Source organism: Hydrogenophaga sp. (assembly GCF_030651625.1).
Taxonomy (GTDB): domain Bacteria; phylum Pseudomonadota; class Gammaproteobacteria; order Burkholderiales; family Burkholderiaceae_C; genus Hydrogenophaga.
The window spans coordinates 147,674-170,098 of sequence record NZ_JAUSCF010000031.1; the positions used below are offsets into that span (position 1 = coordinate 147,674).

24 protein-coding genes and 1 tRNA gene are annotated in these 22,425 nt (G+C 59.6%); 15 read left to right on the forward strand and 10 right to left on the reverse strand.

The features are described from left to right. Nucleotides 1-20: 20 nt before the first annotated feature. Nucleotides 21-97, forward strand: a tRNA-Pro gene (locus tag Q7V46_RS15365). Nucleotides 98-857: 760 nt separating this feature from the next. Here Q7V46_RS15365 and Q7V46_RS15370 read toward each other — a convergent pair. Genes Q7V46_RS15370 through Q7V46_RS15385 form a run of 4 tightly spaced genes read right to left on the reverse strand, consistent with a single transcriptional unit; the run spans nt 858 to nt 5,397 of the window. After that, nucleotides 858-2,255, reverse strand: a complete 1,398-nt coding sequence (locus Q7V46_RS15370; RefSeq protein WP_304914424.1) for a dsDNA nuclease domain-containing protein — start codon at nt 2,253-2,255, stop codon at nt 858-860. 4 nt (nt 2,256-2,259) lie between these two features. Continuing rightward, the gene (locus tag Q7V46_RS15375; RefSeq protein WP_304914425.1) at nt 2,260-2,694 is read right to left on the reverse strand and encodes a Mov34/MPN/PAD-1 family protein; all 435 of its coding nucleotides are present in this window, start codon (nt 2,692-2,694) and stop codon (nt 2,260-2,262) included. A 1-nt stretch (nt 2,695) separates the two neighbouring features. Next, nucleotides 2,696-4,396, reverse strand: coding sequence for a ThiF family adenylyltransferase (locus Q7V46_RS15380; protein WP_304914426.1), 1,701 nt, complete (start codon nt 4,394-4,396; stop codon nt 2,696-2,698). Then, nucleotides 4,396-5,397, reverse strand: coding sequence for a hypothetical protein (locus Q7V46_RS15385; protein WP_304914427.1), 1,002 nt, complete (start codon nt 5,395-5,397; stop codon nt 4,396-4,398). Before Q7V46_RS15385 ends, Q7V46_RS15380 begins: the two co-directional genes overlap by 1 nt. Nucleotides 5,398-5,612: 215 nt before the next feature. On the opposite strand from Q7V46_RS15385, the gene Q7V46_RS15390 reads away from it, so the two are divergent. Continuing rightward, a complete protein-coding gene (locus tag Q7V46_RS15390; RefSeq protein WP_304914428.1) occupies nt 5,613-5,999 on the forward strand; it encodes a helix-turn-helix transcriptional regulator in 387 nt (128 codons plus the stop codon). A 3-nt stretch (nt 6,000-6,002) separates the two neighbouring features. Then, a complete protein-coding gene (locus tag Q7V46_RS15395) occupies nt 6,003-6,872 on the forward strand; it encodes an ImmA/IrrE family metallo-endopeptidase (protein ID WP_304914429.1) in 870 nt (289 codons plus the stop codon). Between the two features lie 275 nt (nt 6,873-7,147). Here Q7V46_RS15395 and Q7V46_RS15400 read toward each other — a convergent pair whose 3' ends face one another. From Q7V46_RS15400 to Q7V46_RS15410, 3 genes are all read right to left on the reverse strand, one after another. Next, complete coding sequence (locus Q7V46_RS15400) at nt 7,148-7,714, reverse strand: hypothetical protein (protein WP_304914430.1); 567 nt, start codon at nt 7,712-7,714, stop codon at nt 7,148-7,150. 103 nt (nt 7,715-7,817) lie between these two features. Then, complete coding sequence (locus Q7V46_RS15405) at nt 7,818-8,435, reverse strand: hypothetical protein (RefSeq protein WP_304914431.1); 618 nt, start codon at nt 8,433-8,435, stop codon at nt 7,818-7,820. A 72-nt stretch (nt 8,436-8,507) separates the two neighbouring features. Further along, a complete protein-coding gene (locus Q7V46_RS15410; RefSeq protein WP_304914432.1) occupies nt 8,508-9,125 on the reverse strand; it encodes a hypothetical protein in 618 nt (205 codons plus the stop codon). A 1,191-nt stretch (nt 9,126-10,316) separates the two neighbouring features. Between Q7V46_RS15410 and Q7V46_RS15415 the strand changes: the two genes are divergently transcribed. From Q7V46_RS15415 to Q7V46_RS15440, 6 genes are all read left to right on the forward strand, one after another. Next, a complete protein-coding gene (locus tag Q7V46_RS15415; RefSeq protein ID WP_304914433.1) occupies nt 10,317-11,159 on the forward strand; it encodes a DNA-binding protein in 843 nt (280 codons plus the stop codon). 61 nt (nt 11,160-11,220) lie between these two features. Then, nucleotides 11,221-11,871: a hypothetical protein gene (locus tag Q7V46_RS15420; protein WP_304914434.1), complete on the forward strand. Its 651-nt coding sequence runs from the start codon at nt 11,221-11,223 to the stop codon at nt 11,869-11,871. Between the two features lie 71 nt (nt 11,872-11,942). Then, a complete protein-coding gene (locus Q7V46_RS15425; RefSeq protein ID WP_304914435.1) occupies nt 11,943-12,257 on the forward strand; it encodes a single-stranded DNA-binding protein in 315 nt (104 codons plus the stop codon). A gap of 326 nt (nt 12,258-12,583) precedes the next feature. Continuing rightward, the gene (locus Q7V46_RS15430; protein ID WP_304914436.1) at nt 12,584-13,378 is read left to right on the forward strand and encodes a metallophosphoesterase; all 795 of its coding nucleotides are present in this window, start codon (nt 12,584-12,586) and stop codon (nt 13,376-13,378) included. A 133-nt stretch (nt 13,379-13,511) separates the two neighbouring features. Then, nucleotides 13,512-13,829, forward strand: a complete 318-nt coding sequence (locus Q7V46_RS15435) for a hypothetical protein (RefSeq protein ID WP_304914437.1) — start codon at nt 13,512-13,514, stop codon at nt 13,827-13,829. A gap of 259 nt (nt 13,830-14,088) precedes the next feature. Beyond that, the gene (locus tag Q7V46_RS15440) at nt 14,089-14,295 is read left to right on the forward strand and encodes an AlpA family transcriptional regulator (protein ID WP_304914438.1); all 207 of its coding nucleotides are present in this window, start codon (nt 14,089-14,091) and stop codon (nt 14,293-14,295) included. Here Q7V46_RS15440 and Q7V46_RS15445 read toward each other — a convergent pair. Together Q7V46_RS15445 and Q7V46_RS15450 are read right to left on the reverse strand one after the other, a co-directional pair. After that, complete coding sequence (locus tag Q7V46_RS15445; RefSeq protein ID WP_304914439.1) at nt 14,257-15,003, reverse strand: ankyrin repeat domain-containing protein; 747 nt, start codon at nt 15,001-15,003, stop codon at nt 14,257-14,259. The genes Q7V46_RS15440 and Q7V46_RS15445 overlap by 39 nt on opposite strands. 469 nt (nt 15,004-15,472) lie before the next feature. Next, nucleotides 15,473-16,132 carry an NUDIX domain-containing protein gene (locus Q7V46_RS15450; protein WP_304914440.1) on the reverse strand — a complete coding sequence of 220 codons (660 nt, stop codon included), beginning with the start codon at nt 16,130-16,132 and terminating at the stop codon, nt 15,473-15,475. 60 nt (nt 16,133-16,192) lie between these two features. Between Q7V46_RS15450 and Q7V46_RS15455 the strand changes: the two genes are divergently transcribed. Genes Q7V46_RS15455 through Q7V46_RS15470 form a run of 4 tightly spaced genes read left to right on the forward strand, consistent with a single transcriptional unit; the run spans nt 16,193 to nt 19,028 of the window. Beyond that, nucleotides 16,193-17,131 (forward strand): metallophosphoesterase, encoded by a 939-nt coding sequence (locus Q7V46_RS15455; RefSeq protein WP_304914441.1) that lies wholly within the window; start codon nt 16,193-16,195, stop codon nt 17,129-17,131. A 1-nt stretch (nt 17,132) separates the two neighbouring features. After that, nucleotides 17,133-17,678, forward strand: coding sequence for a hypothetical protein (locus Q7V46_RS15460; RefSeq protein WP_304914442.1), 546 nt, complete (start codon nt 17,133-17,135; stop codon nt 17,676-17,678). Beyond that, nucleotides 17,675-18,022, forward strand: a complete 348-nt coding sequence (locus Q7V46_RS15465; RefSeq protein WP_304914443.1) for a hypothetical protein — start codon at nt 17,675-17,677, stop codon at nt 18,020-18,022. The genes Q7V46_RS15460 and Q7V46_RS15465 overlap by 4 nt, the downstream gene beginning before the upstream one ends. 40 nt (nt 18,023-18,062) lie before the next feature. Continuing rightward, nucleotides 18,063-19,028 carry an ADP-ribosylglycohydrolase family protein gene (locus Q7V46_RS15470; RefSeq protein WP_304914444.1) on the forward strand — a complete coding sequence of 322 codons (966 nt, stop codon included), beginning with the start codon at nt 18,063-18,065 and terminating at the stop codon, nt 19,026-19,028. Between the two features lie 614 nt (nt 19,029-19,642). Here the strand turns inward: Q7V46_RS15470 and Q7V46_RS15475 are convergent. Further along, complete coding sequence (locus Q7V46_RS15475) at nt 19,643-20,068, reverse strand: hypothetical protein (protein WP_304914445.1); 426 nt, start codon at nt 20,066-20,068, stop codon at nt 19,643-19,645. 451 nt (nt 20,069-20,519) lie between these two features. On the opposite strand from Q7V46_RS15475, the gene Q7V46_RS15480 reads away from it, so the two are divergent. Together Q7V46_RS15480 and Q7V46_RS15485 are read left to right on the forward strand one after the other, a co-directional pair. Beyond that, on the forward strand, nt 20,520-20,708 hold the full coding sequence (locus Q7V46_RS15480) for an AlpA family transcriptional regulator (protein WP_304914446.1): 189 nt from the start codon (nt 20,520-20,522) through the stop codon (nt 20,706-20,708). A gap of 171 nt (nt 20,709-20,879) precedes the next feature. After that, nucleotides 20,880-22,319: a tyrosine-type recombinase/integrase gene (locus tag Q7V46_RS15485; protein ID WP_304914447.1), complete on the forward strand. Its 1,440-nt coding sequence runs from the start codon at nt 20,880-20,882 to the stop codon at nt 22,317-22,319. Nucleotides 22,320-22,425: the final 106 nt, after the last annotated feature.

The window sequence follows — 22,425 nt, forward strand, 5'->3', positions numbered from 1 at the left end:
GGCTATAATTTATGGCTTGTCGGCGTGTAGCGCAGCCTGGTAGCGCACTTGCATGGGGTGCAAGGGGTCGCGAGTTCGAATCCCGCCACGCCGACCAAAAACGCAGAGAGCCCGGAGTTTCACGACTCCGGGCTTTTTTGTTTTTTTCGCTCCGAAATGCGAAAAAACCCAATGAAATCAACAGATTTCGGCCCTCTTCAGATTCGGGTGAGTCCATCCCACAAGCGCTGAAAAAAGTGGCAGAGTGGTCCTCAGTGGTCTCGGGTATGCGACAAAATTGCGACAAAACTTGTTTATCGCACAGGTCTCTATGCCGCATTGCGGCAGTCAGGGTCGGTACAAAGCGGGTCGTTCGACCACCGTTGGACCATAATGGAGTTCAGCTATCTGGGTCGGATATCGTCGCTCGCCGCAGGGGCCGTATTTGCTGCGGTCGCCAACCCCCGAAGCTCGATTTGTGTGGTCCTGGTCAAGGAACCTGCAATCGGTGTGCAGGGTATCGTAGGAGACCTGCGAGGCTTGTTCCGCCAGTCCAGTGCGCACGCGACCCACTGGCGGGTAGCTGAGAAACTTGCGCGTTGGCGCAATGCGCCCCTCCACGCGCTCGAGGAAGCCGGCTTCGGTAAGCCGGCCCACAACAGCGAAGACCTAACCAGACGACGACAGACACAGCGTGCCTGCCAGCTTGGCCTTGCCAGGGAAGGCCTTGTGGCGACGCCGGTGGGTCCGCAGGGCGGCTTGAAAGTCTGTTCGATACGAATACGTTATGGACATACTGTCCGTCGTTCAAGATGTTTAAGCGTTCAAGCGTCTTCGCTTTGCGCTTGGTACTTCTTCATCGGCTCATGTCAGCCGACTCAATCGCCTAGCAACGCCGTTGGCACGTAGCGTCCAGCAACCCAGTCGTACAGCTGCAAGCGGCAGACGCCATTGAGCCGGTGGCCCAGCATCATCGCGAAGTGCGATGGTCCTTTAATGAACAAGTGAATGACCTCAAGGCGATGACGGCTGCGGAACGAGACGAGAGCAGCCTTGGTCTCAGCTACAGCCTTATTCATCGTGGCGATTCCGTCGACGGCGCGAGCGCTGACGAGATGCAGTGCATGGCCGCTGGCAAGGTTGGCGGCAATCCCCGCTGTAACGTCGTTTGCCATCCCGGTAGGGAAGGAAATGGTGGCCACGCCCTCAGCGCCAGCGCCAGCGCCTTGGACAGTCTGAACAGAGAAAAACTGTTCAACTCCTTGTGAGTGGTCGTCGGTGCGCATACGCCCGCCGTTGTGCTCGACATCCAGGATGAAGCCTCGTGTAGCAGAGAAGACGAATCCGAGCGTGCATGCGAGCGACATTCGCTGCTTGGCTGACAGAGCTACAGCAGCCCGCTGCCGGCTTTGTCGGACGAACGTGCCAATCTCCTCGAGCCTTTCCTGGGCTCTCCACCAGTCCTCGGCGGACAGGCAATCTCGACCAGGACCGTTGAATGCTGTGGCATCAAGCCCCAATGCAAACGGGGGTACTCTGCCGTCCAGGTGCAGCGGCGTGGGCGTCTGGGCCCATAGGCTCGCATCTCGCCCCAGCACCTTCGAGAGTGCGGCTTCGATTTCAGCTCGATGGACTGGCTGACGGCTGGAGCGTGAAACCAACTCAAGGCACATCAACCTGAAGGCGGCGATATCGCTACTGCGCAAGTCCAGCGACGGCAGGTGCTTCGTCAACTCACCTTGGAAAGCAGACTGGGCACTCTCATCAGCATACGTCTCGAACGCGACATGACCGAGGATGAAGGTCATCATCTCTTCGGACAGCCCCTTCTCAATGCCCCAAGCGATGATTTCCTCATGCGAGCCAGTTAGCATCGGCGATGTCGCGTCGTAAGACCGGCCAACTCCGCGCACCCGTCCCACCATCTCGACCAACGGAGAAGTCCTCGAGTTGAAGTCCCGACACACTAGGACGAACCTTGGAAATTCCGCTGGTGATGTGTCGAAGACCTTCTTGAACTGCTCGATTTCCTTCCAGAAATCGCCCCAGGACAGTGCGGCACCTCCCTTGGCTTCGATGAACGTTCGGACCGTCAGACCGCCGCCGCCGAAGTAGCAAATCTCCACGTCACCCGTCGCTTCGCTCACTACATGGCTGAACGCAGGTTGGAAGAGAAAAAGGGGAAGGTTTTGCAAGACGTAGGCGTCCTGATAGCCAAAGCCATCGCGGGCCGTATCGCCACCTGTTGATTCAGGCGCAAGCAAACTAGCCTTCATGTCGTCAGCCTTCCAGGTCAAGGAATGAGGGATGGACGCTGCCATCAGGCAGGTAGGTATGAACGCTACCTTCGAGCTCAGTGGAGTTCAGGCGAACGACCATCAGGACCACGAAGTTCGCGCCGACGCTTCGGTCCGTGACAAGCGCGCGCATGCTGGCATGGTCTTGCGTACTTGGTTGCACGCTGAATAGCGGATGCGAGTGCCACTCACCCAGATAGTTGAAGCGCTGGTAATCGTTGCCGTGCGCTTGGCAGTAGCGCTTGATGGCACCAACCACGCCACCGAGGTGCCGCACAAAGAAGGCGACCGCACCCGGCCGATGCACAGTGAGACGTCGAACGACAAAGTGGTTTGGCCCGACATGCTCTCCCATCAGCACGCCGCCGCACTCTTTGTGCCCAGCCCGTCTCAGCGCTGCTTCTAGCACGATGCGCACGTCAGCCGGCAGCGTTACTCGAAGCACCCGCAGTCTCCAGTACAGCCTCGGTAAGCTCGTCCAGGGCTGCAACTTCATCAGCAGTCAGCTCAGGAAGCTCGACGGCAGCAACAGGTGGGGGACAAGCGATGGGAATGGTGTCAAAGGGGGCCCGAAACTCCCAGAATTTCTTGAATCCAATGAGGTACGCCCCAACAGGGTATTCAGACTCTTCGCGGCAGACGGCATCAATTGCGAACGCCGTCATGGACGCCGCCAGGGAGCTCACCTCGGTATCCCCTGCAACAAGCGCGCCCTCATCAGTTTCGAGCCCATAACGCTTCGCCTGGAAGCGCGGCGCGTCAGCCATGTCACTCATCACGCCGTAGATGTGCGCGCGGGTGGCGAGGGGGTCAGAGTCGCGCCCTGGTCGGCTCCTAGCCATCATCGCGCCGACACCGCCTGCGAAGACCTCTCCCCATACGAGCGAGACCCTTTCGCCGCATAGTGCCGCAAGCGTCACGAAGGCGTCGGAGCTTGCGGTTGCGTCAATCACAAGGTCACTGTGGCAGATGACATCCGCCAGGAGCGAGGCAACCTCTGGATTCTCCTGACCACCAACTTCGAAGTCGAGGGGCGTAACCTTTGCATCAGTCGCCACTTCCTTTATGCGCTGAGCCAAGCTGGCGACCTTGGCGAAGCCAAGGTGTCGAGTGTCGAGTTCGTTGCGGACGAGGTTCTGCGGCATGAGGACGTCAGCGTCAATCAGTACGAACTGACGCACTCCCGACCGGGCCAACGAAACGGCAATCTTGCTGCCAAGCGACCCCGCGCCAATGACTGTGATTCGCTTGCTCGCGAGCTGAGCAAACTCTGGAGGCAGTCGGTCGGTATCGCTATCGCGCGCGTCAATGACAGCCAGTTCGGTTAGTTCTCCGGTGTCGGTAACGCGATATGCCCGAACGTTGCGCTCGCTGTCGCAGGCCACAACGGTCCTCATATTGAGGCGGTCTGGGCTGAGGGCGTGCGAGTTGGCAATGGCTCTCAGCGATTCGGCGGTTCTGAGGGTCTTGAGCTCAGGTCCGGACACGGCAAATACCCAGCCGTCCTCACTGGTAATCGAGTCGGTGCTGAGCACATCCTTGAGTGGTACTCGGTTGTCGGGGCCAACTGCAACCGGCACGCTCACGACAACGTCGTCAAGCTGGCGTCGAGCGACCCGAAGTTGAAGCCGCTGCGGAGCCTGCAGGTTTTCGAGCTGCTCCGCGAACTCACCTGTGACCAAAAATCGGCGCTTCTCGCCGCGGGCGATTTGGCCAAGGGTCAACTTATGCCGTGATGGTGCGGGCCCTACGCCGGGCAGGACAACCTGAAGCATCTCGCTGAAGAGAAGCTTGTAGGCACTGCGTAGCAACTCCGCGCCGGTGACGCTTGGGTCCCAGTTGTCAGGGCCTCGCTCAAGGCACAGAACCCCGTTTCCATATTGATGCCTACTCCAGGCCCCGTTGCTCTTCGGTCGAACATACGCCGGGACCTTCGGAAACAGTGGTGGGTAGACGAGCAAGCCATCGAACTCGAAGGTGGGCAGGCGAAAGGACACCTGCAGCCCCTTGGGTGATGTCGACCATTTCCCCAAGCTAAGCCACGTCTCAGCGCGGGCAATCTGTTCTATGCCCCGCTTCTCGCGGGCCATTCGTTGCGGCTGGTCCTGGAGAAGCACCATCAGGCGAAGCCGGCCGGCTTGTTAGGAAAGACGGGCGTCGAGGGGAACATCAGGCCTGCACCGACGGCGGGGCGAAGGAGCGAGCTGTTCGCGGCCTTCGATGACACGGATGCAGATGCAGGGAAGCGAGGCCCGAGGATGACTCGCCATTGCTTCAGCGCCTCATCGTCATCGGTTTCGTTCAGCGCTTTGCGAGCGAGACCTGCGTGCTCCTTGACCTTGTTGTAGAACTTCTTGAACTCCTCCACGGTGACGTTCGAGAACACGTTGTTGCCCGGCACGCCTGGGTCCTCCAGGTTCGGCACCGTGCCCAACAAGGCATGTCCGGCGTAGGCATCACGGATGGCCTCAAGGGTTTGTACAAACAGCTCTTCCCAGTTGGCCTCGGTGTAGCTCATGTGCTCTGCCACCAAGCACTCTAGGATGAAGCCCTTCGGCCGGCGCAGGTCAGAGAGGTGGCAGCGGCGCCACCACTTCACCAGCTTGACCAGTGGCTTAAAGCGGCCACCAGCATCGCTGTTGACCTGAATCGTCCAGTTCGTGTGTGCCGGCGGATTCGTGTCCAGCCAATCCTGGAGTTCGACGTCCGGAATAAGGTACGCGTCGCCGTTCTCAATGACCGGAACAACGTCCATGTCCACCGTCGCCAGAGTCACAGCGATGGAGCGGCGGTTGACCTTCAGGGCCTTGTAGCCGCCGTCGATGAGCGCCTGGTGAAGCGCGTCCAGGACGTCGTGCGGGTCGACATCTGCCGTGTGGCTGGTGACGACGATGATATCGACGTCCGGGCGCTGCAAGAAGCCGTCAATCTTCTGCGGGCGGATGGCGGTGTCCCGCTTGTACGAGCCCGACAGGAACGTCTCGACGTGCAGCTCAGAGAAGCTCTCGTCAGTGCGCAGAACCTCGCGCAGGGTGTTGTGGGCGCTGGAACACGCGCCGACTGTCGAAGGCGAGGGTTCGATTTCCGCCAGGAAGTCCCAAAACTGCTGCTGCGTAGTCATCGCGTGTACGTCCGGAAATTGTTGCTCAAAGGGCCGTGTTGTGGCAGAGTGTGTTGTTCTATCCAGACAACACGACCCAATAGGACCAGCCCAGGAGCCCACTCTAGCAAATCGACGCCCCGTTGTCTGGCTGGACAACAGTATAGTCAGTATGGTTACAAAGTGGAAGCCCCCGTTGGGTTCGGCTTGCGAGTTTTGCGTTTTACGGAGTTTTGATGGCACAGACCGGCTTAGGGACGGCGCTGCGCACCCTGCGAGAGCGACGCACGCTGTCGCTGCGGGAAATGGCGCAGCTATCCACCGTCGACCACGCGTACGTGCATCGGCTTGAGACGGGCGAGAAGACATCGCCGTCTGAAGAATTGGTCGCCAAGTTGCTGAAGGTGCTGAAGCCCAGCGACCGCGACGCCGAAATAGTGAAGTGGCTCGTGAGCCACCCTGATTGCGACCCAGACTTGGTGAGCTACGTGCTGGGCGAGGCAGACGTCAGCGTTGACGTCTTTGCCACGGCTGCCGGCGTTCGCCATCGCGGGAACGCCCGCCCTGACCCTGCGACGCTGATTGTGCGGGTCAGGCGCGCTTTCGAGGAAGACGAAGAGTAGCGAATGGACGAGGCGGAGGCTCAGCAACTAGCGCGCTCGTTCATCGCGGGTCTCGACATCTCGAATGTCCGCGATGACTTATCCGTGTACTTGAAGGCCGCCAATGCAAAGGTCATCGAGGAAGAGCTTGGCGAAGGAGAGTCCGGTACAACGATGACCCTGCCGAACGGCAAGCACATCATCACCGTCAACTCCTTGGAGCCGCTGGTGCGCCGTCGTTTCACCATCTGCCACGAAGTCGCCCACATCAAGCTCGGGCTGGGCTCCAGCCATGAAGAGGTTCCTGCCTGGGGATTTGCAAAGAGGCACCCAAACGAGGTGACCTGTGACACCTTCGCCGCTGAGCTCTTGATGCCATACACGCTGTGGCGCCAGCTTCTGCCGACTTCCGAGCCATTGCCCCAGGTCATTGAGCACATGGCGGCCGAGTTTCGGGTCTCGTTTCCTGCCGCAGCATCGCGATTTGCGACCCTGTCGGACGTGCCTTGCGCCTACGTGACCATGGAGCGCGGCATGGTCAGATATGCGGCAAGGTCAACCGCCCTTCGCAAGGCACGGGCGTGGATACCGCCTAAGTCACCAATACCGCCAGGCTCCGTGGCACACCGTCTTCGCGCCGCCGGCGTCAGCCAGACGGATACAGACGAAGTCGCGCAGGACGTCTGGTTTGAGAACTGGGACCAAGGGCTGGATATGGTGGAGCTAGCGCGCCACTACGCAAAGACCGACACGACGGTCGCACTTCTATGGTTCGATGAAGAGGACCTGCCAGAAGTTGAAACTACCCGCTTTGGAACCAGAGTCTTCGAAGACCAGGGCTTGGCGGAGCTGACTGGCGAACTGCCCTGGCCAGGAAAAAAATCTCGGCGCTGAAGCGCCTCTTGGCTACCGCGTCTTTGCAGGCCAAGGACCAGCTGGTTCGTCATCACCAGGCAGTACTGATGTCTTTTGCAGTTGGGTGGCCGGAGATGACACCCTTAGTGTCGCTATCTCCCTAGCGCCGCTACCACTGCCATCAATTTATCCTGAAGGCCACCTAGGGGTCATCGTAAGCCGTTGATTTGCAAAGATTTTGGCCATCAGCTGGATAACACTCTGCAGACGAGAAAAAGCCCCCTGGGCAGGGGGCTGGAATAATGTCAAAGTGCTCAGGATTTGAGAGCAGAGATAGCCTTTTCGATGGCAGTAGCCCACGCTTTTCCGGAAGCCTTCGGGTTAAGTTGAATCTCGACGGGTTCGCCATGTGGGGAGGGTATGGCGGTCTGGGAGGGCTTGTCTTTTGTCAGATAGACCTGGCCTTGCGCCGCTTCGAGCTGCAGAAGTACTGCGACGTTGAAGCCGGCGGGCCGCAGGGTGCTGTGTGAGTCAATCGACAGCCGAACGGGTTGTCGAGAAAAGCCTCCTGCTAGTACGAACGACCAGCCGCGGTTGCGCAGTTCGTGGAGTGTTTTCGCGAATGTTGACGAGGGGCCAACGATGGCGGACAGGGCTTCAAGCTTGCTTTGTTCTTCAATGGACAATGTGTTTCCTTGGGATGTAGCGGGGTCTACCTCTCGTATAGCACCCGTGTTTAAACCGCTTGCGGGCAGAGACCAGCTATCGGCTGCCTGGCGAAATTCTTTAGCCGAGGTCGTAGGCGCGAACGATGTTGCAGCTTCCGGCTGCTCGAATCCGTTTGCAATCGAGTGCTCCATGCCTGCGAAATACATATCCATGGCAGACGAGCTCGTCGTTCGCAACAACGGCAGACTCCATCGAAAAAACAGGCGAGCACTTGGCTCGCCTGTTTCAATGAGGGACGCTTAGACCGGTGAGGGTTTAGATATCGCCGTCGCGGTGGTCACGTATTGCCTCTGCTTCCGACTCGTCATGCAGCACCGCGGCCCGCTGGAGCCACTGAACTGTCTGCGGCAACTGGTGTAGCGCGAGGAAGTCGTGTCCGCTCACCTCGGAGTACAGCAGCACGAGCGCTCTGCGGGCCTCGAAGTTCAAGGTCTCAAGATGCTCGGGAAGCAGGACTCGAACCACTGGGTCGTTCGCGAGTCGCTGGAATGCGCGCTCGACCTGAACCTCGTCGGGCACGACTGGCCAGGCGAAATCTGACATTCTTATTTGGCCGGAGATGAGCATGACGACGACCGTGGGGACGGACAGGTAGCAGGCACAGGACCTTGCGAATTCCTGGCTGATGTGACTGACCTGCCGCATGGTGTTGCGAAGCTGGTAGAGATAGCCAGTTGTTACCTTCAGATGGCGCGCCAGTTCCTGGTGAGAGTGCCCACGTGTCATGGCTTCATCGAAAAGCCAGCCCATCAGTGGGCCACCGGGTGCGGCGTATAGGCGACGAACGCGAGATTCGCGTGTCTCGGTGTTTTCCAGCGCATCGGCGCAGAGTGTTGCAGGGGCAGTCGAGTTGTTCGAGGCGGTCGATTTCATGTGTGTTGTCCTAGGAGCACGCAATCCGTGCTCTTCGTATAGCAACCGCCTTTCCAAGGCCTCGGCCGGACCTCACCTCGCGCGACGTGTGGCGAAGCCGGCGTCCTGCAAAGCCCTCAGCAAGCTCTGTTCGCTGCCATCCACAGCAGCAAGAATCTCGGTCCATTGTCGAAACACCGGGGTGCTCCTGAACCCGCTTTTGGGGCCTCTTCCGTAGCGTCCCTGCCGCACGGCATGGCTTGCCGCATTGATGGCCTTGAGCGCTTCTCGCAGCGGCTCTGATGGTGCTGCGACGGGAGCGGTCGCACCGACGCTCATGACCTTCTCCAAAGCCGACTTCAATGTGGACTTCCTGGCCTCGGGGACCGCCGAAGATAAGCTGCATTCGGCAGCTTCATTGACCAGTCGAAGCGCCTCCTCAAGGCGCCAGACCGGGTCCGTTTCCCGAAGCTTCGCTTGCCGCAGTGCCGCCTCTTTTGCAATGCGAGCGGGTTGAATCACTTTGTGGTCGAGCTCACGTATCTCTGTGGGAGATAACTCGCGCTCTAGCTCTTCGGAGACTTCGGTCGTGTCGGCCGCAATGCTGCCGATGAAGTTCTGTCTCGTGTAGCCATGTGGTACCCCTGGTCCCCTGGGTACCCAGATGCTCCGGTAGAGCGAGATGCGAAGGCCGCGGCGTTTGAGATTCATTTCTTCTCCAGATGGGTTGTTGGACACCCGTATAGGCACCAGTGATATCGGGTGTGCATACCCATGGCCTTCGGACCGAGAATCAGTGACCGACAACGCCAGAACCCTGTGCCGGCAAGACGGCGGTGCCCAACCATCGATGGAGCGATTTCCAGTACGACCTGCCTGGAGGGAACCGGACGGCATCGCATCGAAAGACCAGCAGGCGGACGGGTCGGCGTCCAGCCGGCGCCCTGGACCTAGCCTTTGCAGCGTGTTCGGGGGAAGGTCAGACCCTGATGGGCAGCTGTGGGAAAGCAGTTGCTCGCGACTGGGACCGGCCCGGCGGTGCAAACCGCCGCCGTCCCCGCGCATGTCGACCTTGGTGCAGCCAGCGCTGCCTGGCAGCGCTGGACTGTGGCCGGGGTCCCAGGTCACGACCGATGGACAGCTGCTATGTCGTGTCCGGGGCAAGCCACGAAAGCAGGGCATGCCGAATGGACAGCTGCGCAAGCCGTCCCCGAAGAACGAGTGGCCTTGAAAGCGCGCCAACGGGACGGCGGCGGTTTGCACCGGCGGAGCCGGTCCGTTGATACAGAGGCCTTGGGTGTGCGTCGCGACGAAAACCTGACAGACGTGTGCCCCCGGCACACGAGGCAGACAGAGGGGAAAACACAGCTGCCCCATTCCCTCGGTCTGCCGTGCTGGCAACCCCCGTGAGCAGCAACGAAAGCACGAGTTGGCGTGGTGTGCCGGGTACTCCCGCTGGGTAGCGCGACCTATTGGTCGTTCGCTACACGGAAAAAGGTGCTGCCACCACTTCGATGGGCGAAGTCAGGTCCGAGCGGCAGCCGAAACCACTCCCCGAAGCAGCGCTACATGAAGCAAGACCACAGGGTGCAACGCCGCGCATCAGAGCCCCATAAGGGACCGACCACAGTGACCACAACACGGGGTCCCGGTGGTCCAACATCCGTCACCCCTGTGATGCAGGAGCCTGCATCACCATCCCTCAAGGTGCGGCATCCACCGAGGCGGGGATTGTCAGCCCGGGTGCACAGCGGCTCCCTGCAGACCCGTATCCGCATCCGAGCGTTATCTCTGGCGCATCGGTTCCGGGTGATTCGAACGATTGACATAGCAATCGCTTGCTTCCCCGAACGGCCGTTCAAGGCAGCCCTCACAGCCGCCCAGCGCGCAATGCGCGGGTTGGTGAAGGACGAACTGCTACGCCGTTACAGGACAGACCGGTTCCAGACCGTCTACGGCTTGACCGGTAAAGGGGTTGTATGGCTCGCTGAACACGACGTCGACGCCACCGCTTCGGTGCGTCGCGTGTCAGATATGACGAACCCCGAGCACCGCCTTTGGGCCCAGTTTCTGGCGCTGTGTTGCGAAGCCCGCGGCCTAACCGCGTACACAGAGCAAGAGCTGCTTCTCGTTCTCGCAAAGACTGAATCCTCTGGGCAAGCCGCACCCCAGGGTCTGCTGACTGTCAAGGCTCAGTCCAGCCGCGGGCAGAGAACGCTGGAGCTTCGCCCCGACGCCGTGGCAATCGAGTCGGATGGATTGACATGGTTCGAAGTAGACCGCAGTGCGCGCGGGGCGCAGCGCGCTTCCTCCCTGAAATCGCTCGTATTGGCCATAGGACGGAACACGCGACTGGGCGAGCGGCTGCGCCGGGTGATTGTGCTTACGCGAACACCGCGTATCGAGCATCGCGTGCTCGCCGCCTTGAACGCCCTGGCCAGCGAGTCAAGTGGCTACGCGCTGTGCGAGGGGCGCAGGGTGCTGCTGTCTTGTGGACCAGGTGCGTTCAGCGTCATTTGTACCGTCGAGCAGATGTTGGGGGATGGACGGACACAGCTGGTGGACGTACCTGTTGGCCACGTCATTGTTCAAGCGCTCCCGATGTGGCTACCGAAATTTCGTCTCGATGGCCGAGACGGTCACTCGTGCTCTGGCTGGCTTCCTGAGAACTACCTGCCATATCGACGTTTGCCTTCGATGAGCCCATGGCATCAGCCCGCCTCGCCCTTGCTGCGTAGCGACTGAACGCCGCCCTTGAACGGGCGTTGCTATACGCAGTGCGCACTAGAGCGCGAAAAGGAAAACCATGCAAACCATCGAGACCCTGCAACACGACCCAGCCCTGATTGACCCAACCAAGAGCTTTCTGTCGGAAGCAAGAATCATGGCACCGTACGAAGTGGCTGACGCATTCACATCCCGGGGGGATGAGCTTCCGCCGGAGCTAAAAGGACGTTGGAGCCTTTGCGGAGAGGCAACGGAGTCACTGTTCGATGTGACGAGGGAACTGCACCCCTCAAAGCTCGGTATTCGCCTCTCTGCCTTCACTTCGAACAGCGGCGGAGTCTATGCGGTGCTGACGCTTCAGATGCTGTTGCGTCAACATCGATTTTTGCTCCCTCTTTGGGACCTCGACGTCCTCTCGAGCATGCGGGGAGCTATCGAAGGAAAGCTGTGCTTCATGCTGGCCCGAGGCGGTTCGAACGAAGCCATTGTGTTCCCCAGCGAGTTCAAGCGGCACGATATCGAACCCCTGTTGGACCTGGTGGTACCTGCGGGGCAGGATACCGACGCGACACATCTCTCGCAGATGTGGGCGGCAGTACAGATGATTCAGCAGATGAAGGCCATTCCTGGCTTTGACAAAGACCGAGAGGTGGAAGAGGTGATGGTGTCGGTGGTGCCGCCCACGCACACCCTGAAACGCCTGTTTTCCGACAACTCTGTTCGGCACTGAACCCGTCGAAGGACCGTTCGCTATACGAGACGCAGCGAGCCTGTCGCTGCCGCAACCAAGGAAAATCAAAAATGCAATTTTTTGGCAACGTGGCTACCCAGCCTGAGAAAAAGATTTCGAAGACCAGTGGAAGGGTTTTTTACTCAATGAGGGTCGCTGAGGCTCAACGTGGGCAAGACGACAAGCCCACTTGGTACTCAGTGAACGTCATGAAAGAGCACATTCCGCATCTGGAGAAGGGCGACTTCGTCAAAGTGACGGGCAAGCTCAAGGTCGATTACTACCTCTCAAGAGAGGGCAAGCCCACCGGCACTCTGGTGGTTATTGCATTCGAAGCTGCGAAGATTTCGAAGCCCGTGGTGCAGGTTGCAGATACCACCCAGTAAAGGCCATAACCGGTTCGTTGATTCCATCCCCCCTGCATCTGCTGGGGGGATTTTTCTTGGTGGGACCAAACCACGAGGGGCTGTTACCTGGTTGATGCGCAGCTGTTTTCCGCGCGGAAAACGCCCCGACTCCTGATGGTTTTGGACGTGCAAACAACCCATAGCAGTACCCCGATTTACTCACGGTACCCTCCTTGCAGGTCCCTCGAGTAAGGGACCTCTACCGGTGGTGCACACGAAATAACAAACAGAACAAAGGGCCATGCACCCCATCCCTGGTCGGTTCCGGCAACATCTATCGTCTCTGAATCGACCGAAGATTTCCTGTGCGCATCCAACTGGCCTCTGACCTCCACCTTGAGTTCCTTGCTCGCGCGTTTCCCGGGCAGCGCACTCTTCTTCCTGCCCCAGACGCCGACCTTCTCGTCCTCGCTGGCGACATAGGCAAAGGCGCGGCGGCGATTGAACTGTTTGCCGACTGGCCTATGCCAGTGGTCTACCTCGCTGGCAACCACGAGGCTTATGGACACCGATGGGCAGAGGTCGTCGAGCAATGCAGAAGAGCCTCCGCTGGCACCTCGGTGCAGTTTCTTGAACGCAACGTGGCGATGCTTGATGGGGTGAGGATTCTGGGGTGCACGCTGTGGACTGATTACTGCCTCTTCGGGGCACAGGCACAGGAGCCGCACATGAACAACGCCCAGGCACGCTTGAATGACCACCGGCTCATACGCAATGCAGATGGCTCACTGTTCTCCCCGGCTGATGCCTTGCTCGAGCACGAGAGGTCGCGAGCGTGGCTTATTGCAGAGTTGTCCACGCCATTTGATGGCGTAACGGTTGTCGCAACGCACCACGCCCCGCATCCTGGGTCGGTGCACCCGAGGTATGCAGGGGACCCCTTGAACGCCGCTTTTGCAAGCGACCTCACCGAGCTCATGCCACATGCGCAGCTGTGGCTCCACGGGCATGTGCATGACTCGTTCGATTACACGGTGGAGGGGTGCCGGGTGGTTGCGAATCCCCGGGGATACGGTCGCAACATCGGCGCGGTATCGAGAGCCGAAGAACTTTTGTTTGAGAACCCGTCTTTCAAAGGCTCTCTCATTCTCGAGGTTTGAACATGCGCTGATTCCCGAGCGGATTCGAAACACCAACCGACAGCGGTCGGTCAGGTTTCGACGCACTCCTGAATACAGCCAGACGACGCACCACAGGTGCGTCCGTTGATGGCTGCGCATTCAGGAGTTCACCATGCACGTTCGTTTCAACAATGCGGCAGTTGCTATCGACAGCGCGACGCCCGACAGCGCAACGCTCACCCCACCGCATAAGCAACCTCGTCCTCGCGCATTGCCCGCACCGTCTTCTGTGCGTACTCAAACGCTCTGGGCGTCCCCTGCCTTGTCGCTGCGAAGCGGCAAGTTTTTTGGGGTACGGTTGCGCGGAGACAGCACGGAGGTTGCCGTGCTGAGACCGGGCGCAGACCAGCTGCAGTGGGTGCTGGCTGAAAGCGTCCTGACCGAGTATCAAGTTTCTGTATGGCTGCGGACCTCCCGCTTCAGCCCTTGAGGTCGTTGGACACAGGACCAGCCCCCTGGTTTTCATCAGCCGCTTCATGGCGCCCGACGGATGTCACTCCAGTCAGGGTTGACCAGCGAGTGTTCGGTTACCGATGCTTCTGCCCACAGGCGTCGTCGCTGCGTTTCTGAAGCGTCGACCTCGTAAAGGAATAAAACCGCCCGCTATAGGTCTTGCTGAGGGCTGTACCAGCCTTCAGCGGACCCGCGGTCCGTTGCTGCGTGTCCTTCTTGAATCAAATGGAACACGCATGGCACCCTTACACCTCTTAACGCTTGACCAGCTGGCAAGCATCCTCGGGCGCAGCCCCGAAACCATCCGAAAGGACCTCGTTCGCAACTCTGGCGCTGTACCACCCAGGTTGGTCATTCCCGGGACGCGGCTCCTGCGCTGGCGCGCGGTTGACGTGGAACGCTGGCTAGAGGCATGCAGCCACGTAGCGGGGAATAACCAATGAGCGAAGCACAAACTTCCTGCGGTCTGGGTAGACGCCTGAACATCGAATTTCTTCTGAAGAACGCTGCGCCGCCGATTGACTACGAGTAGCGTCCGACAGAGCTCCCTGATGAAAGTCGGTTGGTAAATAGGCGACGACTTCATCCCAAGATGTCGTGAGAGAGTCAAAGGGAGTGTGTTCTGTAATTGTTGAATGTGTCTGCTGGATTTGGTGAAGCAGAGTCACATCAGGCTCAGGTGGCTGAGGCTCAGGAACGGGTACCCATAAGTCCAACCCCGAGCCATCCTCGTCAGGGCTACTTTCGGCAGGTGCATCACAACTCGAAGAAGCGCTAGTCTCGAGGTGGAGGGCGGCAGTTTCTTTTTGCGATGGCGCTTCGTACTGTGACTGCTGGTCGCCTAGATGACCGTTGAATGGGTCAAGTAGCTTTTGAGTGTCGATGGCACCAGCGGCTTTCGCCAAATCAAATGCTGTTTGGCCGTCTTTGTCTTTAAGGTTAGGGTCTACCCCTGCCTGCAGCAGCAAAATGCACACTTCAATGTGGTTCCTGCGCGCTGCAACCATGAGCGCTGTGTGGCCGTTAAGGTCTCGACCCTCCAAAGGGTCTTTGCGCTCGATGTGAAGTCGAACGGATGACACGACTCCATGCAGTGCTGCTAACCTGAGCGCCGGATTGAGCAAAGCCGCATTGCGTGCAGATGTGAGCAAGCTCTTCTCATCCCCTCGGACGGCATGTTCGTTTTCCCTTTGCACCCTGCTTGGCTCGGTGTAAACAAATGTGATGGTTGATTATGACCAACAAGCACCCGGTGTCACGCGACAGACGTGGCAAAGCGTGTTTAATTTGCCTTCTAGAGTACTCAAGGACTGGGCATGAGTGATTTTTCGGTTCTCCTCAAAGTTGGAGATGCGGTCGACCTTCTTCCCGAGTATCAAGACCCCGGCGATTCCGAGTTCGAATGGGTGGTCATAGAAGCGGAAGATAGAGGTCGGCTTGTCATCAGTCCCATAGGTACAGGTATGAGGCTTGTACCCAGGTATCCGGTCGAACGTTCGTGGGTTCGCCCCAAAATTGTCCCAGCCTAGCCCGATGACGTTCACTTTTGTGGAGTGGGCGCACTCGTGGCGGTAGCGAGAGTCGAGATATGCATCTGGCATTTCGAAAAATGATGCCCCCTCAGAAAGAGAACGCCTCACTCGCCCTGAACAGCTGTGCCGGCCTCTGTGCCCCACGCACGAACTCGTCCAACTCCACCAGTTGAGTGGAGGCTTTCAGGCGCCGCCGGAACGAGCTTTTGTCCACCGGGTGCCCCAGGATGATGGACACCACCGACTGGAGCTGACTAAGCGTGAACTTCTCGGGCAGCAGGTGTAACGGTAGCGCATCGCCTGCCACCTTGGCTCGAAGTTTCTTGACCGCAGCAGTGAGCTGCTCGGTGTGGTCGAAAGCGAGTCGGTGCCCAGGGGCTATGGCATCTGCCCACTCGACCGCCTCGACCTTGTTGCGCACCACGGCGTTGATTTTGTCCAGCGGCAGCAGGGCATAGAACAGCACCATCACCGACCAGCCGCGCGGGTCCCGGTCTGGGCCGCTGTAAGTTGCGACTTCCTCAAGGTGTGGCAGGTCTACGGCCACCTTGTCTGCCAGCACCCGGCGTGCATTGGCAGCGAGCGATGCGTCCAGATGAGGCTTCACCAATCCCCCTGGTAGAGCCCATCGCCTGGCTTCGGGCTCACGGGCCCGCTTGACCAGAAGCACCTTCAGGCGTTCGTCAACGACGCTGAACAGGGCAACGTCTACCCCCACCAGCGGAAACAGCTCTTTATCTTCACTCATAGTTGCGTGTTGCCACTAAGTAATCCATAATAGTGGCATTATGCAACTAAGAGGGGTGCCATGAGCTTTGACATCATCGGAGACGTACACGGGCAGGCCGACAAGCTGGAGGCCCTTCTGCAGGCAATGGGATACAGAAAGAGGGCAGGTAGCTACCAGCACCCACACCGCACCGCCATCTTCGTAGGGGACTACATCGACCGTGGCCCACGGCAGCTTGATACCTACCGCATTGTTTGGAGCATGGTCGAGTCCGGCGACGCACAGGCCATCCTCGGCAACCACGAGTTCAACGCCATCGCCTGGAACATGCCAGACCCGGAGGTTCAGGATGAGTTGCAGTATCTGCGGCCAAGGCACGGCGACCAAGGTGCCAGGAACCGTCACCAACACCGCCACTTCCTCGCCGAGGTTGAGGGAACGGCGCAGCACGACGAGGCCATCGAGTGGTTTCTCACCCTGCCGCTGTGGCTCGACCTGCCGGAACTGCGGGTGGTGCATGCCTGCTGGCACGATGGCTACATAGTTGAACTGCAGCCACTGCTTGGACCGTCCAGAACCCTGACTCCAGAGCTGATGGTTCGGGCAAGCCGCCGAGAAGACCCAGTTTTCAGGGCCGTGGAAGGGCTGACCAAGGGAATTGAAGTGGCGCTGCCCGATGGCCACATGTTCCTGGACAAGGATGGGCACGAGCGGCGCAACGTCCGAATCCGCTGGTGGGATGAAGGCGGGAGCAGTTTCCGGGAGCTTGCCCTCATGCCCGAGCAGGAGCGCATGGCGTTGCCGGACCTCCGTGTCCCTGAGGAAGCCCGCCCGGTTTATGACCAACGCAAGCCGGTTTTCATTGGTCACTACTGGTTGTCTGGTGCACCTGCTTTGCAGTCTGAGAGGATTGCTTGCGTGGACTACAGCGCCGGCAAAGGTGGTCCCCTGGTCGCCTACCGCTGGGATGGCGAGCCAACCCTTGACGCCAATCACTTCCATGTTCAGGAGCCTTGATATGAAGAAAACTGCTGCCTCTCCCAACGCGCTTGCACCTGCTCCAACAGGTCTGGAAAGCGAGGCTATCGAGCCAGCAGCACCTCAGCGTACCCGTGGCCAGTTGGCGGCAGACAAGGCCATCAGCACTGCAAAAACCGCTGTCACGCTTGCGAAGGCGCACCTCATCCGGGAGTCGCGAAAGCACGGTGGGCGCTGGCAATGGGTGGACTTTCCCGGTGCGAAGGGTAGGGAATCTGCGGGCATCGTCGACATCCTGGCCGTTCGCAAGCGTTGGGAAATTTCTGGACTGCCTGAGGACGAAGTCCTGAAACACCTGGACGTATTCGACATCATGCTCATCCAGGTGAAGGGTGGTGGTGCCAGGATGCCCTCTGCCATCGACATTGCCCGCATGGAGCGTGTGGCAGACTTGTACAACATCGACAAGGTTCTGCTGTATCAGTGGAACACCAACAGGAAGAGCGAAACCGGCTACCGCGTTCTTGACCGAACGACCCACACGTTCGGACCTGTGGTAACGGACAACAAAGCGCTATTCGGATGAGCCACACCATCCGCATAGCACCAGACATCCATGTTGTCCCTGTGGAGCATTTCAATGCCAGGGGCTTGCGGCGATGCGTGGTACCTGGCGCAGGCTGTTCATACGAAACCGAGGTCACGGGGGTCCACGAAGCAACCGCCGACCTCTGGAGAGACTGCAATGGCGCCATCCTGATGCGCATCACCTCGTCGGGCTACAGCTGGAGCTACAGGGTGCTCAACGGCTCAGGCCAACCCCTGCCTGACGACACGGAACACATGGAAGACCTCACCTTCGTGGTCTCGCAAAAACTTTTCCGGTGGATGACCGAGGACGCGGCCGACTTGCCGCCCTTTGATAACTGAGCCGGCTACCAACAACCACCAGATTCAGGGAGACGTGGACATGAAGAAAATGGTCAAACTTGCGCAGGGTTGCCTGCTTGGTGCTCTGGTCGGAGATGCCGCTGGCGCGCGCCTGGAGTTTCTCGGCAGAAAACCCACAGAGGCCGAACTCACGGATGCGCTGGCGATGAAAGGCGGCGGCGTGCTGCGGGTGGCGCCTGGGCAGGTGACTGACGACGGGGAGCTCACATTGGCCCTGGCCAGAGCCCTTGAAGGTGCGCCCGAATACCCCCGGGAGAAGGTGGCCACGAACTATCGCGCCTGGGTGACCAGCAGGCCGTTCGACATGGGCATGGCAACACGCGCCGCCCTGGGTGGGTCCTGCCTCATGGCCGGGCGCCTTGCAGACGGGATGTCCCGAAGTGCTGCTGCGCACAACATGCCATCTAAGGCCAACGGTGCCCTGATGCGTGCCAGTGCGCTGGGAATCTGGGCAACGAGGCTTTCGGCGGAACAGGCCGCGAGAGCCGCCCGGGAGGATGCGTGCTTGACCCACCCGAATCCCAGCTGCCAATGGGCCAACGCCGCTTACGTCGTGGCCATCCGCCATCTGCTGCTCTCACTGGGCGATGCTGCTGGAGCACTGCAGGTGGCCAGACAGACGCTGCAGGCTGGTACAGATTCCGAAGAGGTGCAATCCTGGCTGGATGATGCCGAGCAGGGTCAGCTGCCGCCAGCGTATCCGCAGGCAGGATTTGTGCGCATCGCGTTTTCTCATGCGTTTCATCACCTGCTTGGTGGGAGCTCGTACCACCAGGCCCTGCACCAAGTGCTTTCCTGCGGGGGTGACACAGACACCAACGCCTGCATCGTGGGCGGACTGGTTGGAGCCAGGGTGGGTATCGATGGAATCCCCGAGACCATGGTGCGGGCAGTGGTTCAATGCGACACAGCCAAAGGACGGCCGCGACCGGACTGGTTGTGTGCTCGTGATGCGCTAGAGGTCGCGGCGCGGCTTCTGGGTTGACAGTGGATGTCGCGTGCGACCTGGACCGCGATTGGCGTGCGCTCCAGTAGTTTGCTGAATCGCAAAGGGCCGAATTTTTGATTCCAGCGCCTCTTGCGCAGCACTGAGCAATCAGGGAGATTGGCCAGCGATGGTTGGTGGGACGGATGAAGACATCATCGCTTGAGATGATGTGCCCATGGGAAGAGGGTGACGCGCCCTCGGGTGCCTTCGCAGGATTCAGCCCGAGAGCTTCATCAATAGAGCCTACCAGTCGTAAAAACGACTTGTGCCTGAGAAACAACCTGTTCGGTTGTGGGGTGGCAGTAGCCAGGTAACTGAGAAACGACCTGTTCGGTCGAGAACTACCGGCTCGAGATATCCCCGCTAACGCGGGGCACTGACTCAGGCATCAAGGGCGCGTCACTGGGTATATCGACGACCGCACCAGAATCTTTAGCTCTTTTTCTCAAGCAGGCTTGGCCTTGTCCGGAGTGCTGGCCACCTGCGTGTAAATCCTCGTCACATCCCTACCTTGTCGGGTGCGGGAAAGGCGGCCACAAGGGCTGACGTAGGTATCTGCTGCTCATGCGTGTAGCCTCTTAGAGGGTGACCTTGCTCCTGGCGCTCACTGGTCAGCTTTGTTGCGGCGCGCAATCCTCCGTGAGTGAAAGCCCGAGCCGCATACCGTGTGCGATACGAACCATCGCCGCCACGTCGCCAGCGCCCTTGAGCTGCTCTGGTGCCATTCCCTGTTCCTTCAGGAGCAGTTTCTGTGCGCCGAATCCGGATGTCAGGCACAGAAACCTGCCGTCAGGCAGGGCGAGCGAGACCGCGTACGTCCAGCCCCGGTCGGTCCGGCGGTGATGGTTCGCTTCGCCCTCAAAAAGCACGTCGCCAGCCATCAGCTCCTCTTCGCCGCGTCGCAGGTAGGGGCTGGGAATATCGTTGGCACCCTGGACCTCTGCCGGAAGTGGAAGAGACTGCTCGGCTCGGACGATTTTTGCCCAGTAGCGGCAGCGGGAATCGTTGGGTTTGCATTTGACTGAGTGGGATGGCATGGTTTGTTCCAGGTTGGGTTCAGCAGAGACCATCTCCGCTGGCAGCTTGTGCACTGCACAGCGGTATATCCACCGTAGTTATATGCAGGTGGCTGGCGTTTTAGAGTCCGGCGGTTTGCGACGTCGGGCACTGCCGTCGCAGTCCCCGCGCTTATTCGCGATGCAAGTATCAAGAGCATCGCCGGCTCGATGTCTGGGGAGGGATGCTCGACTTTCGACCTCCTGGGTCTGTGCATGTCCCATGGCCCAGGCGGTCAGCCCTTGGTGTGGATGCATCGCCCAAGGGCGGTGCGGCGCGCCGGGGGAGCGGCTTCTTTCAGTCGTCGCGACGAGACGGCAAGACTCGAGAGCGGCTCATGGCGGACCGCCTGGCTGACACCCGGGTGTCTAAAGTGCCGCCGTTTTCAGAATTTAACAACGATGGCTAGACGTGGTTTCAGGAGAAATCACGATGAGTCATGTTGCGGACCGCTGGGTCCTGGTGAATGTGCTGGCCGACTACACCGGCTACTCCGATGACGCCATCCGCGCCAAAATCCGCCGCGGGGATTGGGTCTGCGGTCCTCACTGGCGCAAGGCGCCAGATGGACGCATCGTGTTCAATCTCACACGTATACAGGAATGGATGGCCGGCGGCTGACATTACTGGATATAATTACAGATGACTGCCGAGGCCACCGTGAAGCCTGCTGCAAACACAAGGGCCTCGGCTCTTGACGGCAAATACGTATGTAGGCAGTCATATTTTTAACTTGCGTTTGGCAACGTTTGCTCCCTGACGCTCTATGCCCCTAAGCGGGCAGGAGCGGTCATGGCTACAGCCATCAAACGTATGGACGACAAGCTCGTCCTTCCCGTCGGTGCCACCCATTTCATCGGGCTCGACGGCACCCCACTGGAACCCATTCCACCCGGTGTGACCATCAGAAGTTCCAGGGCAGTGCAGCTGGAATTCATGTGGCAGGGGCGCCGTTTCACGGAGTCCATCAAAGGAGTCCCGACCCAGCGAGCCGTCGCGGACGCAGTTTCGAAACGCGAGGTGGTTCTGCGCGACATCGCACACAACCGTTTTGTGCTGGAGCACCACTTTCCGGAAAGCCGCAAGGTCAAAAAGGCGCTCGTGCAGCAACGCGAGAAGAAGCAGCAGGACGGTCGCACCATGCGAGACCTCTTTGTTGTATTTCTGGACCGCTACGCCAAAGAGCATCCCGCCGGCAAAAACACCCTGAACACCCACAGGGAGGTCATCTCGTCACAGCTCGCGCCGGCACTGGGTGAGAAGCGTCCGGATGAGCTCACCAAGGACGTGCTCATCCAGTTCCGCCACAGTCTGCGCGAGAAAAAGCTCAGCGACTCGCGAATCAGCAACATCATGACGCCTTTGCGGGCTTGTCTGAACATTGCCGTGGAGGAAGGGCTGGTGCCTCGCAATGTGGCACTGGAGCTTGCACCGACCAAACCGAAGAAGGCGAAGGCCGTGGTGCTCGACAGCGCGGGCGAACCGGACTTCAACGAACCATTGCCCACATCGCTGCTGCCGCAGTACGAGTCAGCAGCGAAACACGCCGACCCTCTGGATGCAAAGGAACGGGCAGCCGTCCTCGGGAAACTGATTGGGCAGATTCGAAACATTTTCCTGTTTGCGATGTGGTCCGGCCTGCGCACGGGGGAGCTGATTGCACTGCGGTGGTGCGATGTGGACCTTGAGCGGGCCCGCATCTGCGTGCGGCTCGCTTTTTCAAAGAACTGTTTCACCAACACCAAGGGACGCCGCTCTCGATGGGTGGAACTGATGCCGCCTGCACTCGAGGTGCTCAAGGCCCAGAAGAAGATTACTGGAGATGCGGGCAAGTGGGTGTTTCAGAATCCCCGGATTCACGACCGTTGGCAAAACAGCGAGCGACTGCGAGTCCACTGGATTTACGCCATGAAGGCCTCAGGGGTGCGCTACCGTTATCCGTACCAATGCCGCCACACCTACGCCAGCATGATGGTCTCGGCCGGGGAGCCCACCGAGTGGGTGGCCGAGCAGATGGGGCACCTGGACGGGCGGCTTGTCGCAGCGGTGTACGGGCGCTGGTTGCGCCGCCCGGACATGAATCCTGGGGAGCACGCAGCCATGGCCTACCAGAGAGAGTGGACGGACCTGGTGTCGCAGGTCGAGCGGGTGGATGTGGTCTGCGACGTGCCCGAGCTGGATGAAGCCCTTCTGGCTAGGGGTGAGACCGACGACGACTCGGATGACGAGTGAGGTGCCAGGCTATTCGTACCCGATGAGAGCGCATGCGACAAACGTGCGACATATCGAGCAAATCGGGCGGCAGGCCGCATGAATCCTAGGGTGGGATTCGAGTTCG